Here is a 15,703-nt window from a genome sequence, read left to right on the forward strand (position 1 = left end):
GAAAACAACGAAACACAAGACAGTGACCTATTCCATTTTTTCATCGTTACTTTCACGCTCTTAGTTCGTACACCTCACATAAAAAAGGCCGCTCAATTGAGCGGCCTTTGCGACATTTATATCCGTTTAACAACGATTATGCTTCAGAAGCTTTAACCTGAGCGTGTAGCTCTTGTACTGAAGTTACCGTTGTTTTCGCGTCAGCTGTGTGAGCCATACACGTTGCAAACGCTGCGTTTAGCGTTGTGGTGTAGTTCACTTTCTCTGCTAGAGCACCACGACGAAGTACTTTAGAGTCTTCAATCGCTTGACGGCCAGCTGCAGTGTTCACGATGTAGGTGTACTCGTTGTTCTTGATACGGTCAAGAATGTGAGGACGACCTTCGTGTACCTTGTTCACTAGACGTGGGTTAATGCCCGCTTCGCCTAGGATAACCGCAGTACCGTGTGTTGCATCTAGTTGGTAACCTAGCTTAGACAGCTTAGATGCTAGGTCAACAACACGCTCTTTATCACCAGCGCGAACAGAAAGTAGTGCACGACCACCTTCAGGGTAAACATTGCCACAGCCTAGTTCTGCTTTTGCGTATGCTTCTGCGAACGTTGCACCAACACCCATAACCTCACCTGTAGAGCGCATCTCTGGGCCTAACAGTGGGTCAACACCAGGGAATTTGTTGAACGGTAGTACTACTTCTTTAACAGAGTAGTATGGTGGGATGATTTCTTTAGTGAAGCCTTGAGCTTCTAAAGATTGACCCGCCATAACACGTGCTGCAATCTTAGCGATTGGAGCGCCTGTTGCTTTAGATACAAACGGTACTGTACGCGCTGCACGAGGGTTCACCTCGATTAGGTATACTTTGTTGTTCTTCACAGCAAACTGCGTGTTCATTAGACCGCGAACACCTAGCTCGAATGCTAGCTTTTCAACTTGCTCACGCATTACGTCCTGGATTTCTTGGCTTAGCGTGTATGCAGGAAGAGAACATGCTGAGTCACCTGAGTGAACACCCGCTTGCTCGATGTGCTCCATGATACCGCCGATAACCACACGCTCACCGTCACAGATAGCATCGATATCGACTTCAACTGCGTCGTCTAGGAAGCTATCTAGTAGTACTGGAGATTCGTTCGATACGCTTACCGCTTCGTTGAAGTAGCGACGTAGGTCTTGCTCGTCGTATACGATTTCCATCGCACGACCACCCAGTACGTAGGAAGGACGTACAACCAATGGGAAGCCGATTTCGCGAGATTTCTCTACCGCTTGTTCCATTGTTGTTACTGTCGCGTTCTCTGGCTGAAGTAGACCTAGTCGGTCAACAGCAACTTGGAAGCGCTCACGGTCTTCTGCACGGTCGATTGCATCTGGGCTAGTACCGATGATTGGCACGCCAGCCGCTTCAAGTGCGCGAGCCAGTTTAAGAGGTGTTTGACCACCGTACTGAACGATAACGCCTTTTGGCTTCTCGACGCGAGCGATTGCTAGTACATCTTCCAGAGTTACTGGTTCGAAGTACAGACGGTCAGACGTATCGTAGTCTGTTGAAACTGTCTCAGGGTTACAGTTAACCATGATAGTCTCGTAACCATCTTCACGTAGTGCTAGAGACGCGTGTACACAACAGTAGTCAAATTCAATACCTTGGCCGATACGGTTTGGACCGCCACCAAGAATCATGATCTTGTCTTTGTCTGTTGGATTCGCTTCACATTCGTCATCGTAAGATGAGTACATGTAAGCCGTATCAGAAGAGAACTCAGCCGCACACGTATCAACACGCTTGTACACTGGGTGGATGTCGTACTGGTCACGCAGACGACGGATTTCGCTTTCCGCTACACCTAGAATCTTAGATAGGCGCGCATCAGCAAAACCTTTACGCTTCAGCTTGTTAAGTTCTTCTTTGTTTAGACCAGCGAAGCCTTTTGCTTTTAGCTCTTGCTCAAGCTTCACGATGTCTTCGATTTGAACTAGGAACCAGCGATCGATTTGCGTTAGGTTGAATACGCCATCTACTGACATACCCGCACGGAATGCATCCGCGATGTACCAAATTCGCTCTGCGCCCGCTTCTTTTAGTTCGTGACGAATTGTTGTTAGTGCGTCTGGCGCATCTAGGTCAACCATTTCGTCAAAGCCAGTCGCGCCAACTTCTAGGCCGCGAAGTGCTTTTTGTAGAGATTCTTGTTGGTTACGGCCGATAGCCATAACTTCACCAACAGACTTCATTTGCGTCGTTAGACGGTCGTTAGCACCTGCAAATTTCTCGAAGTTAAAACGAGGAATCTTAGTTACTACGTAGTCGATTGTTGGTTCGAATGATGCTGGTGTTGCGCCACCCGTGATGTCATTTTGCAGTTCATCTAATGTGTAACCCACAGCCAGTTTCGCTGCAATCTTAGCGATTGGGAAACCTGTCGCTTTAGAAGCTAGAGCAGAAGAACGAGATACACGTGGGTTCATCTCGATGATAACCATGCGGCCATCTTTCGGGTTGATACCAAACTGTACGTTTGAACCACCTGTTTCAACACCAATCTCACGCAGTACCGCTAGAGATGCGTTACGCATCAGTTGGTATTCTTTGTCTGTTAGAGTCTGTGCTGGTGCAACTGTGATTGAGTCACCCGTGTGGACACCCATTGGGTCGAAGTTTTCAATCGCACATACGATGATACAGTTGTCCGCTTTGTCACGAACCACTTCCATCTCGTACTCTTTCCAACCGATTAGAGATTCATCGATTAGAAGTTCGTTTGTTGGAGAAAGGTCTAAACCACGACGACAGATCTCTTCGAACTCTTCTTTGTTGTATGCGATACCACCGCCAGTACCACCCATAGTGAATGATGGACGGATGATACAAGGGAAGCCAACCATATCTAGAACAGCGTAAGCTTCTTCCATGGTTTTCGCAGTGTCAGCACGTGGACACTCAAGGCCGATAGACTTCATCGCCTTATCGAAACGAGAACGGTCTTCTGCTTTATCGATAGCGTCAGCCGTTGCACCAATCATCTCTACACCGAACTCTTCAAGAACGCCGTGCTTCTCAAGATCTAGTGCACAGTTAAGAGCCGTTTGACCACCCATTGTAGGTAGAACTGCGTCTGGCTTCTCTTTCGCAATGATGTTGCGAACAACTTCCCATTGGATTGGCTCGATGTAAGTTGCATCAGCCATATCAGGGTCAGTCATGATGGTCGCTGGGTTCGAGTTTACTAGAATAACTCGGTAACCTTCTTCGCGAAGCGCTTTACAAGCTTGAGCACCAGAGTAATCGAACTCACATGCTTGGCCGATAACGATCGGGCCAGCACCTAGAATTAGAATACTTTTAATGTCAGTACGTTTTGGCATTGTCTACTACTCCGAATTACGCTGTGTGCTGTTTAATTAGTTCAATGAAGTGGTCGAAAAGCGGTGCCGCGTCTTCTGGACCTGGGCTCGCTTCTGGGTGACCTTGGAAGCTGAATGCTGGCTTATCTGTGCGGTGGATACCTTGTAGAGAACCATCAAATAGCGACTTGTGCGTTGCACGTAGGTTTTCAGGCAGCGTCTCTTCATCTGCAGCAAAACCGTGGTTTTGTGAAGTGATCATCACAACATCACGATCTAAATCTTTAACTGGGTGGTTTGCACCGTGGTGACCAAACTTCATCTTCACCGTCTTAGCACCAGAAGCTAGCGCTAGGATTTGGTGGCCAAGACAGATACCGAAGATTGGTAGACCTTTCTCTAGGAATACTTTTGTCGCTTCAATCGCGTAAGTACATGGTTCTGGGTCACCAGGGCCATTTGAAAGGAAAACACCGTCTGGGTTCAGTGCTAGAACTTCTTCCGCTGACGTTTCAGCTGGAACAACTGTTAGGCGGCAGCCGCGGTCAACAAGCATGCGCAAGATGTTACGTTTTGCACCGAAGTCGTAGGCAACAACGTGATATGGCAATTCTGAGTCTGCTTTCGCTTCAGGAAGTCCACCCGTAAGCGTCCACGAACCTTGTTTCCATTGATACGCTTCTTTTGTTGTAACTTCTTTCGCAAGGTCCATACCTTTTAGGCCAGGGAATTCTTTAGCCTTAGCCAGCGCTAGAGCCTCGTCGATGTTGTTACCCGCTACGATACAACCGTTTTGAGCACCCTTCTCGCGAAGAATACGCGTCAGCTTACGAGTATCGATATCAGCGATACCAACAACGTTTTGCGACTTTAGGTAATCAGAAAGGGATTGTTCATTACGGAAGTTAGAAGCGATAAGAGGGAGATCGCGAATCACAAGGCCTTGAGCGTGGATTGAAGAGGATTCTTCGTCTTCGGAATTGGTTCCGGTATTGCCAATGTGAGGGTAAGTAAGAGTTACAATTTGTTGAGAATAGGAAGGATCAGTGAGGATTTCTTGGTACCCCGTCATCGAGGTATTAAAAACGACTTCACCAACAGCAGAACCGTCTGCGCCAATGGATTCACCGTGGAATACTGTCCCATCTTCTAGGACTAGCAATGCTGACTTTTTCAAGACAACCTCCAGAAATAAAAATGCATTAAAATTGATTTAATTTGCAAATCTACCTTCCTGCAACACCCAAAACTGCGTGTTTATGGAAATTAGACAAATTGGCGGTATTTTAGTGATGCCCGTGATTTGTGTCAACATTTAACGCAAAAGAAATTAAACATTTGTAGCCACTTATCCAACTTTCTCTTTTAAAGCTTCAAAAGTACTAGTTTTACAGGGGTGACGAGGGGAAATTGAGATTTTTTCAACTCTCGGTATCATTTCACTCTAAGTTAGAGTGATAGAAATATTGATAAGAAAGCGCAAACGTTAAATAACAAGCGAAAACAAGAAATAAAGGCAAACTCAAACAAAAAACAACCAAAACAAGACAAAAAATACAATAAACTAAGCGTATTTCCACTACCTTAGTTAAGTTTAATTATCATTAGAATTGGCTAAATAAACAAAGCGCCGGCAATTGCCAGCGCATAATTATCTATTTACAGTTCGTTCAAACCAAGCACATCTGTCATGGTATAAAAGCCTGCTGGTTTGCTATCCAACCAAACCGCCGCCTTGATCGCACCGTTAGCAAAAGTCATACGATCCGTTGCTTTGTGGGTAATTTCGACACGCTCACCGATATCTGCAAACATTGCTGTGTGCTCACCAATGATGTCGCCAGCACGAATGGTTGCAAAACCGATCTCATCTTTAGTGCGCTCACCGGTAATGCCTTCACGAGCCCAAACCGCAACGTCATTCAGATCATTACCCATAGCGCCCGCGATCGCTTCGCCCATACCAATCGCAGTGCCTGATGGCGCATCGACTTTATGACGGTGGTGCGCTTCAACAATTTCAACATCACAATAATCACCCATTACTTTTGCCGCTTTCTCAAGCAGCTTAAATACTAGGTTCACACCAACACTGTAGTTAGGAGCCATAACAATTGGCATCTCTTTAGACGCAGCGGCAATCACTTGTTTCTCTTCTTCAGAGAAGCCGGTTGTACCAATCACGAGCTTTTTGCCATGCTTCTTGCACAGTTCAATATTCGCTAGAGTGCTGACAGGCGCAGTAAAGTCGACGATCACGTCAAACTCTTCTACCACTTTTGCTAGATCATCAACTAGGGCAACCTCAAAACGACCTTCACCACACAGCTCACCGATATCGACACCGACCAGCGATGACTCTGGGCGCTCTGAACCAGCACCAACCGTCGCATTTTTGTTTTGGTGAGTAGCTTTCACCAAGTTACGGCCCATGCGACCTGCTGCTCCTGCAATTGCAATTCTTACCACTGCATTTATCTCCATTGTTTGGTTTGTCCCCTGCATATATTCGCAGAGCGACTCAAGTTCACTATCTCTTTAAACTAACAACAATCTCAGACTCAGGCTAGCCCTTACGAGTACTCTTTTACTACACGCTGTAAAATCGGCACGTTTGCTTCTGGGAATTCGTAGTTTGGCAATGCTTCAATAGCAACCCACTGCCCTTGCTGTCCTTCTTTGCCATAAGGCTGCTGATCGAAAGCAGTAACACAGATGAAATCAAATTTAAGAGACTTTTCTGGATAATCAAACTCTAGGTGTTCAAACAAGCTCTGCTCTGTCACCGTAATTCCGATCTCTTCATCTAGCTCACGAACCATGGCTTGTTCAATGGTTTCGCCCTCTTCAACCTTGCCGCCTGGAAACTCCCAAAAGCCGCCTTTGTGTTTATCACTCGGACGCTTAGTAATAAAGATTTCCGATTTATCCTGATTGAAGATAATACCCGCTACAATATGGATTCTTTTCATTGATGGTGTTCCTTCTATGTCTCTACCGTCACTCCCTACAATGAGGAACGAATTAGATAGGGAATCTGCTCTTTTGTTAGTTCGAAAGATCCCCGACTCGCTCGTCCCTCACTCTCGAGGATGACGCTATCGAAACCTTATTATTTTCACATACAAAAAGAGCCGCCTAAGCGACTCTTTATATTCTATTTGTCAGTTTTATGAAGCTAAGTTGTAGTGCCTGAGAGCGAGGCGGTGGCACGGAGCTTACGATAGTAAGTGAGTACCACCAACGCAGCTATCATGCGCTACAACAACGATTCATTAAACTTACGCGATTTTACCGTGACACTGTTTGTACTTCTTGCCGCTGCCACATGGACATGGCTCATTGCGGCCAACTTTGCGCTCATCACGTACAACTGGTTGATGCCCTTCTGCTGACTCTTCGCCATCAGATAGTTGGTTTTCAGCTGAAGCGTGTTGAGCTTGTGCACGGCGCGCTGCTTCTTCCGCTTGAGCTTGACGCTGTGCTTCCATCTTCTCTACTTCTTCTTGTTGTTGAACTCGAACTTTCGAAAGGATAGTAATCACGTCAGATTTAAGCACTTCTAGTAGACCTTCAAACAGCTCAAACGACTCGCGCTTGTACTCTTGTTTCGGGTTCTTCTGTGCATAACCACGTAGGTGAATACCTTGACGAAGGTGATCCATTGCCGCCAAGTGCTCTTTCCACAAACCATCAAGAGTTTGTAGCATGACAGACTTCTCGAAGTTGCGCAGAACTTGTTCACCGACCACTTCTTCTTTCTGTTTGTAAACATCAACAGCCATGCCTAGGATGCGTTCGCGTAACGCTTCCTCGTAAAGCTTATCGTCTTCGTCCAACCAACCTTGAATATCAAAGTCTAGGTCGAAGTCGTTTTTCAGACGGTCTTGAAGACCTGGGATATCCCACATGTCTTCTAGTGACTGCGGCGGGATGTATTCATCAATAACCGATGTGAACACGTCTTCACGGTTGTGTTCAATCATCTCGCTGATGTCTTCAGAGCTCATTAGCTCATCACGCAGTTCGTAAACCACTTTACGCTGATCGTTCGCTACGTCATCGTATTCTAGAAGCTGTTTACGGATATCGAAGTTGCGACCTTCAACTTTACGTTGTGCTTTTTCGATAGAGCGAGATAGCATCTTAGACTCAATAGCTTCACCCTCTTCCATACCGCTCTGGATAAGACCAGCCATACGGTCAGATGTAAAGATACGCAGCAGCGAGTCTTCCATTGATAGGTAGAAACGAGAAGAACCTGCGTCACCTTGACGACCAGAACGACCACGTAGCTGGTTATCGATACGACGAGACTCGTGACGCTCAGTACCGATGATGTGTAGACCACCAGACTCTAGTACTTTGTCATGAACCACTTTCCAATCTGCTTTGATCTTGTCGATCTGCTCTTGAGTTGGATCTTGTAGTTTTTCAACTTCTGCTTGCCAGCTACCACCTAACACGATGTCGGTACCACGACCAGCCATGTTAGTTGCGATAGTCACTGCACCTGGCGTACCTGCTTGCGCTACGATTTCCGCTTCTTTTTCGTGGAACTTCGCGTTCAGTACGTTGTGCTTAATTTTTGCCTTTTTCAAAGCGTTCGATAGCAGTTCAGATTTCTCGATAGAAACCGTACCGACCAGCGATGGTTGACCTGCAGCAACACGCTCTTTGATGTCTTCAATGATGGCATTGAACTTGTCAGCTTCAGTACGATAAACCACGTCAGGCATATCGTTACGAACCATAGGCTTGTTAGTTGGGATAACCACTGTTTCTAAGCCGTAGATCGATTGGAATTCGAATGCTTCTGTGTCTGCCGTACCTGTCATACCTGACAGTTTTTCGTATAGACGGAAGAAGTTCTGGAAAGTGATCGAAGCCAGAGTCTGGTTTTCGTTCTGAATCTTAACGCCTTCTTTCGCTTCAACCGCTTGGTGCAGACCTTCAGACCAACGACGACCAGGCATAGTACGGCCAGTGTGTTCATCAACGATAACCACTTCGCCCTCTTCAGTAACGATGTAGTCTACGTTCTTCTCGAACAATACGTGTGCACGCAATGCTGCATTAACGTGGTGTAGTAGGCTGATGTTGGTTGGAGAGTAAAGCGTGTCGCCCTCTTCCATTAGACCATTTTTCACCATTAGCTCTTCAACAAATTCTTGACCGTTTTCAGTCAGGTGAACCTGTTTAGACTTCTCGTCCATGGTGTAGTGACCTTCACCACGGTACTCTTCTGAATCTTCTTTATCTTGAAGTTCCAGGTGAGGAATCAGTGTGTTGATTCGAGTGTAAAGATCTGAGCTATCTTCAGCTGGGCCAGAGATAATAAGAGGAGTACGAGCTTCATCGATTAGGATTGAGTCCACCTCATCGACAACTGCGAAGAAGCGTTCACGTTGTACACGATCTTCCGCGCGGAAAGCCATGTTGTCACGTAGGTAGTCAAAACCGAATTCGTTGTTTGTTCCGTATAGGATATCCGCTTGGTAAGCCGCTTTTTTCTCAGGTGGTGCCATGTTTGGTACGTTAACACCAACGGTCATGCCTAAGAATTCAAATAGAGGACGGTTTGTCTCAGCATCACGCTTCGCTAGGTAGTCGTTCACCGTTACAACGTGAACCCCCTTACTTGGAAGTGCGTTTAGGTAAGCAGGTAGAGTCGCTGTTAGTGTTTTACCTTCACCAGTACGCATCTCTGCGATTTGACCAGCGTTAAGAACCATACCACCAATCAGCTGAACGTCGAAGTGACGCATGCCGTAAACACGCTTAGATGCTTCACGTACTGTTGCGAATGCTTCTGGTAGAAGTTGGTCTAGTGTTTCACCTTTGTCTAAGCGCTCACGGAACTCAACAGTTTTTGCTTTTAGCTCTTCATCAGACAGAGCCTCAAACGTTGGTTCGTAGTTATTAATTTCTTTTACAATCTTTCTAAGGCGGCGCAGTGTTCTGTCATTGCGACTGCCAATTACCTTTGTCAGCAGCTTAGTAATCATGTGCTTGGAATCTCTTCGTTCTCAGATCGTCCGCGATCTATTTTAAATGCCGTCAGTCTCTACCAGTTGTGAACTAGTGTTAGTTACGAACCAAGGATACTGAGATAAATCTAGTACCTCTGATATTGTGTTGGAGAGTAGAGTTTTCAAGGCTTGAGTTAAAATTATTGGCATCTAGTGTAAGTAATTTTCACCTCAACGACCATTTATGAGGTCATTTGTTTGATGTGGTTTGAACTTTTATTACCAATTGCCGATGGAATAAACAACCTCAAGGCAAGCCTAACGCTTATTCCAATGCTTTATCGCACTTTAGCTTTATTACAGATACAAAAAAACCAGGCGCATTGCCTGGTTTTTAAAATCTTTGATTGCAGTTTTACGCTAAAACCATTCCTGGTTCTGCAAAGGCAACTGGAGAGCCTGCTTCTTCTTCGAACGTTGCCCATTCCCAAGCTTCTGCATCAGCAAGAACTGCACGTAGAAGTTGGTTGTTTAGGCCGTGACCCGATTTGTATGCACGGAACTCACCAATGATAGCGTGTCCACACATGTAAAGGTCACCAATCGCATCCAGCACTTTGTGAGTTACAAACTCGTTATCAAAACGAAGACCTTCTTCGTTAAGAATACGGTACTCATCAAGCACGATAGCGTTATCAAAGCTACCACCTAGAACTAGGTTCTGAGATTGTAGGTATTCGATGTCACGCATGAAGCCGAAAGTACGAGCGCGAGAAATCTCTTTAACAAAACCTTGTGAAGAGAAGTCAAACAGAAGACGCTGCTCATCAGCTTCAATCGCTGGGTGGTTGAAGTCGATCTCGAAGTCCATACGGAAGCCGTTAAATGGTACAAACTCTGCCCACTTATCACCGTCTTCAAAGCGTACTGGCTTTTTGATACGAATAAAACGCTTCGCTGCATTTTGAGTTTCCACACCAGCTTGCTGGATTAGATACACAAACGGGCTTGAACTGCCGTCCATGATTGGAATCTCAGGAGCATCTACTTCAACAATGATGTTGTCGATACCCATACCTGCTAATGCTGCATTCAAGTGTTCAACCGTTGAAATACGCACACCTGCATCGTTTACAAGCGCTGTACACAACATAGTGTCACGAACTGATGCTGGATCAGCTGGGAAATCTACAGGAGGGTTTACATCGGTACGACGGTATACAATGCCTGTATTTGCAGCTGCCGGGCGAAGAGTAAGTGTGACTTTACGACCAGAGTGGAGACCCACACCAGTTGTTTTCACAATTTCTTTCAGAGTACGTTGTCTGATCATCTGCCTGCCTCTTATCAGTGCTACAAATCACGGCCAGTATTTACCGACCGCGAATTTTACCACTAAATTGACTATAGTCAAATATTGGTTGTTTGTTAATCAGCCTGACGTCGTAAGAATGCTGGAATATCTAAGTACCCACTCTCTTTTTCTGGCTTAGGTGCTGCACTTTGGCTAGCGCCTGTACCAGAAGAAACAGGTGACGTTGTTGGCTGTGGTTTCACTTGAGGTTTAACCTCAGTTTTTTCTTGCAATGGCTGTGCCACTTTCTCTTCCACTTTTGGTGCAGCTTGTACTGCAGCTTGTGGTTGAGGAGCCGAAGCCACTTTTGCTTTACCACCAGCAACTAACGTAATGTCTGGCTTTCTCTCAGTGCCAATACCTGTTGCTACCACAGTTACGCGGATTTCGTCCGTCATATCTGGGTCTAGAGAAGTACCGATTACTACTGTTGCATTATCAGAAGCAAAGGCCTTAACTGTGTTACCTACGGTCTCGAACTCATCTAGACGCATATCTAGACCAGCTGTGATGTTAACAAGCACACCACGAGCGCCCGCTAGGTCGATGTCTTCTAGTAATGGGCTAGAAATTGCCGTTTCAGCCGCTTCCTCTGCACGGTCTTCGCCTTTCGCGATGCCGCTACCCATCATTGCATGACCCATTTCCGACATCACAGTGCGTACGTCCGCAAAGTCGACGTTAATCATGCCAGGGCGAGTAATTAGCTCTGCAATACCTTGAACCGCGTTCTTAAGAACATCGTTCGCGCTTGCGAATGCTTCCAGTAGTGTTACACCACGACCCAGTACTTTCAGTAGCTTCTCATTTGGAATCGTAATCAATGAATCCACATGTTTAGAAAGCTCTTCAATACCTTGTTCAGCAAACGCTAGACGCTTTTTACCTTCGAAGCTAAATGGCTTAGTTACAACAGCGACTGTTAGTACGCCCAGCTCTTTTGCTACTTCAGCAATTACTGGAGCGGCACCAGTACCTGTACCACCACCCATACCAGCTGCGATAAATACCATATCGGCGCCAGTTAGAACTTCTTTAATTCTTTCTCGGTCTTCGAGAGCTGCATCACGGCCAACTTGTGGGTTTGCGCCAGCGCCTAGACCCTTAGTGATGTCACCACCAATTTGGATCACGCTGCTCACGCTAGTTTTGCGAAGTGCTTGAGCATCAGTGTTTACGCTAATGAACTCAACACCTTCAATTGACTCACGTACCATGTGCTCAACAGCGTTACCGCCACCGCCACCAACTCCAACGACTTTAATTACTGCATCGTCAGACATTTCCATCATCGGTTCAAACATGTGTTATCTCCGTTTTTCCTGCAACTCAGGTTAAAACTCTTTTTGTATCCAATTACGCAATTTACCAAACAAACCTGTCATCGAAGGTGCGCTACGCTTTGGCTCGCTGTAATCACCTTCATCGTTTATTTGGCAGTCTCTTGCGTAATGAAGTAAACCAACCGCCGTAGAATGATACGGCTCTTTAACATAATCGGTTAAGCCACTAACTTCTAACGGCTTACCCACTCGAACTTGATTGCGGAAAACGCGTTCCGCACACTCTACTAATCCTTCAATCTGTGCAGCACCACCAGTTAAAACTACACCGGCAGCAAGATGATGTTTAATACCCTCATCTCTTAACTGTAGTTGAACAGTATCAATAGTTTGGTTAACAAGCCCCATTAATTCTGTATAACGTGGTTCAATCACCTCAGAAAGTGTTTGTCTTTGCAAACTACGAGATGGTCGACCACCCACACTTGGGACGTTAACTGAGTCATCCTTGCTTACAAGTTCACTCAGAGCGCAACCGTGGTTTACTTTGATCTCTTCGGCATCACTTACAGGTGTACCGAATGCGAAGGCAATATCACTGGTTACTGCATTTCCTGCATAGGAAAAGACTTCTGTGTGTCGCAGTGCACCACCGGTCCAAATGGAGATATCCATCGTCCCTGCACCAATATCGACCACACACACTCCAAGCTCTCTCTCGTCTTCAGTGATTACCGCATTACTTGAGGCAAGCCCTGAAAACACGATCTGCTCTACAGTGAGACCACATCGTTCAACAGCTTTAATAATGTTTCTCGCCATATCGCTGTGGCAAGAAATCAGGTGAACACTCACTTCCATTCGAACCCCAGATAAGCCAAGTGGGTTCTTAATGCCCTCTTGGTAATCGATGGTGAATTCTTGTGGAATCACGTGCAGAATTCTCTGCTCGTCACCTATTTTAATTGATTTCGCGGTATGGATTGCTCGATCCATATCGTCTTGTGACACTTCCTCATCCGAGATAGTGCCCATGCCTTTTTCAATTCGGCTTGCGATGTGCTTACCCGATAGTGAGATAAATACATTGCTGATTTGGCATTCAGCCATCAGTTCCGCTTGATCAATAGCACGCTGAACCGATTTCACTACCGACTCTAGGTCGTTAACACCGCCTTTATCCATACCTCTGGATGGGCTCTGCCCAGATCCAATGATATTGATTTGACCATCAGGCAGTACCTCACCTACTAGAGCTGATATGGTTGCAGTGCCTATATCAAGACCAACAATTATGTTGTCATCTGCGGCCTTAGTCATCTGTACTCTCTTCTAACTCTTGCTCTGGAAACCAGCCTACAGCGGCTCCCGTATCATACCTGAGGTCGATGTAGCTCACTCGATTCGCTTTATCACCTAACTCGTTATAAAGCGAAATAAAGCGCTCAACACGCTCATCTAAAGAATCTTTACCTAGCTCTAGGCGAATGCCGTTGTCTAGGATGATTTGCCATGCTCTACGTTCATTCAGAACCAATGAAGTGACACTCAATCCCACGCTATTGATCAGCGGGGTGATCTGACGCCACTTGGCGATCACTTCTTGACTCGAATCTTGAGGGCCATAGAGTTTGACTCTGTCACCTTCAAGTTGGCCTATATCTCCATTAAACACATCGCCATTTTCGTTTAGCAGCATGTTACCGTTCCAAATAGCGGCAGCTTGATGCTCAGTCAGAAAAACTTTAATCGTGTCAGGCCATTGCTTACGAATAGAGACAACAGATACCCAAGGAAGTGCCTCTAAACTGTCTTGTAACACATCAATGTCTTGAGACATGAAGGTTCCAATATGTTCAAGCTGGCTAAACGCATGCTGAACATCACTGGCGGAGACATATGTTAAGTCGCCTTGAAGTACAATTTTAGAGAGGGGCAATCGTTGATCGTCCCACATCCAGCTCAGAGTGGTATAGAAAAGAAACCCAATGAAAAGCACTACCAAAATCAGAAAAGAACCACCAAGGGCGTGTTTCTTTAACGATGGTAAGCTGAATAGGTGGCGGTTTTCGCTGAAAGTACTTTCTACCAAAACCCGCAGTCCCTGTCGTTGGTTCGCAATTCTATTCCCTATCTTTTCGTAATAGAGGTAAAAGCACTTACTTTAACCTATGAATTATACTGAGCAAAATCAAACTATCAAACGTTGATAATCAGATTTTTGGTTAAATTTGGGTCAAGCGCAAGAAGTGAGCGCTCGACCACAGTATGTGAGAACTTATTCTATTAAGCGCTCTGCATTTTATTAATGTCTAACTGCAACGCTTCAAGCTGTTTCGCTACTCGGCCAACATCGCCTGCGCCTTGTGTTAACACGAGGTCACCACCTTGGATAACATTGGCTAATGTCGAAGGTAGCGCAGTAATGTCTGAGACAAAAATAGGGTCGATTTTACCGCGGCCACGAATGGTTCGGCTCAACGCACGGCCATCAGCGCCAGCAATCGGTTTTTCACCTGCTGAGTAGACATCAAGCAGGATTAAAACGTCAACCTGCTCAAGAACGTTAGCAAAATCATCAAACAGATCACGGGTGCGGCTATAACGGTGCGGCTGGAATATCATCACCAGACGCTTGTCTTCCCAACCGCTGCGTGCTGCTTGGATAGTCACGTCGACCTCAGTTGGGTGATGACCGTAATCATCCACCAGCATTGCCACACCTTTACCAGTTTCGTATTCACCTAAGTGATCAAAACGGCGACCAGTGCCTTGAGTGCCAGCCATTGCTTTTAGAATTGCTTCATCGTTGATGTCATCTTCTGTAGCCACTGCAATCGCAGCCGATGCATTCAATGCGTTGTGGCGACCCGGGATATTAAGTGTGATATCAAGATTCGCTTTGCCTTCGCGAACTACCGTGAATTTGCCTTGCTGACCTTCTTGGCGGTAGTTCTCAATACGCACATCAGCATCTTCAGAGAAACCGTAAGTGATCACTTGGCGACTTACTTGAGGGATAAGCTCACGTACCACTGGATCATCAACACACATGACAGCCTGACCGTAAAACGGCAGGTTGTGTAGGAAGTCGATGAAGGTCTGCTTTAACGTTTCGAAGTCACCACCGTAGGTATCCATGTGGTCAGCTTCGATGTTAGTCACGATGCTTACCATAGGTTGCAGATGTAAGAACGATGCATCACTCTCATCAGCCTCTGCAATCAAGATGCGGCTTGAGCCTAGACGAGCATTCGTGCCCGCGCTTTTTACCAGGCCACCGTTAACGAAGGTTGGATCAAGACCCGCTTCAGAGTAAATCTGTGTAACCAGAGCCGTCGTGGTTGTTTTGCCGTGCGTACCAGCCACTGCAATACCATGACGAAAGCGCATTAGCTCTGCGAGCATCTCTGCACGACGTACAATCGGTGTGCGAGCTTCACGAGCCGCTACAATTTCTGGGTTCTCTTCGTTGATTGCAGTCGAAACGACCACCACGCTTGCGTTAGCAACATTACTCGCTTGATGGCCAATGTAGACCGTTGCACCCTTGCTAACCAAACGCTCTGTTACTGGGTTTTGAGCAATGTCAGAACCCGTAATCTGGTAGCCTTCGTTTAGCAAGACTTCAGCAATCCCGCTCATACCTGCGCCACCAATACCGATGAAGTGGATAGATTTCACTCGGCGCATCTCTGGCACCATTGCACGGATCTGCGCTAAGTCTTGCGTATGTTCAATCGTCATC

Annotated in this window: 10 protein-coding genes; all 10 read right to left on the bottom strand. The window is 46.1% G+C overall.

Going from position 1 to position 15,703, the window contains the following annotated elements; translation table 11 throughout:
• Window positions 1-136: 136 nt before the first annotated feature.
• The 10 genes from carB to murC all read right to left on the bottom strand — a co-directional run bounded on the left by carB (window position 137) and on the right by murC (window position 15,702).
• Window positions 137-3,367, bottom strand: a complete 3,231-nt coding sequence (gene carB / locus KI743_RS18990; protein ID WP_285467756.1) for a carbamoyl-phosphate synthase large subunit — start codon at window positions 3,365-3,367, stop codon at window positions 137-139.
• A 16-nt stretch (window positions 3,368-3,383) separates the two neighbouring features.
• Entirely contained in the window at window positions 3,384-4,523 is a 1,140-nt protein-coding gene (carA, locus tag KI743_RS18995; protein ID WP_032553126.1) for a glutamine-hydrolyzing carbamoyl-phosphate synthase small subunit, read from the bottom strand.
• Between the two features lie 482 nt (window positions 4,524-5,005).
• Window positions 5,006-5,830, bottom strand: coding sequence for a 4-hydroxy-tetrahydrodipicolinate reductase (gene dapB / locus KI743_RS19000; protein ID WP_285467757.1), 825 nt, complete (start codon window positions 5,828-5,830; stop codon window positions 5,006-5,008).
• Between the two features lie 89 nt (window positions 5,831-5,919).
• The gene (gene mutT, locus KI743_RS19005; RefSeq protein WP_285467758.1) at window positions 5,920-6,318 is read right to left on the bottom strand and encodes an 8-oxo-dGTP diphosphatase MutT; all 399 of its coding nucleotides are present in this window, start codon (window positions 6,316-6,318) and stop codon (window positions 5,920-5,922) included.
• Window positions 6,319-6,627: 309 nt separating this feature from the next.
• A complete protein-coding gene (gene secA, locus KI743_RS19010; protein ID WP_032553124.1) occupies window positions 6,628-9,354 on the bottom strand; it encodes a preprotein translocase subunit SecA in 2,727 nt (908 codons plus the stop codon).
• 379 nt (window positions 9,355-9,733) lie between these two features.
• Window positions 9,734-10,651, bottom strand: a complete 918-nt coding sequence (gene lpxC / locus KI743_RS19015; RefSeq protein WP_032553123.1) for a UDP-3-O-acyl-N-acetylglucosamine deacetylase — start codon at window positions 10,649-10,651, stop codon at window positions 9,734-9,736.
• A gap of 95 nt (window positions 10,652-10,746) precedes the next feature.
• Entirely contained in the window at window positions 10,747-11,976 is a 1,230-nt protein-coding gene (gene ftsZ, locus KI743_RS19020) for a cell division protein FtsZ (RefSeq protein WP_032553122.1), read from the bottom strand.
• Between the two features lie 30 nt (window positions 11,977-12,006).
• Entirely contained in the window at window positions 12,007-13,275 is a 1,269-nt protein-coding gene (gene ftsA / locus KI743_RS19025) for a cell division protein FtsA (RefSeq protein WP_032553121.1), read from the bottom strand.
• The gene (locus KI743_RS19030; protein WP_032553120.1) at window positions 13,268-14,047 is read right to left on the bottom strand and encodes a cell division protein FtsQ/DivIB; all 780 of its coding nucleotides are present in this window, start codon (window positions 14,045-14,047) and stop codon (window positions 13,268-13,270) included. Before KI743_RS19030 ends, ftsA begins: the two co-directional genes overlap by 8 nt.
• A gap of 194 nt (window positions 14,048-14,241) precedes the next feature.
• Entirely contained in the window at window positions 14,242-15,702 is a 1,461-nt protein-coding gene (gene murC / locus KI743_RS19035; RefSeq protein ID WP_285467759.1) for a UDP-N-acetylmuramate--L-alanine ligase, read from the bottom strand.
• Between the last annotated feature and the right edge of the window lies 1 nt (window position 15,703).

The sequence above is a fragment of the Vibrio sp. D420a genome (genome assembly GCF_030248625.1).
Classification (GTDB): domain Bacteria; phylum Pseudomonadota; class Gammaproteobacteria; order Enterobacterales; family Vibrionaceae; genus Vibrio; species Vibrio fortis_A.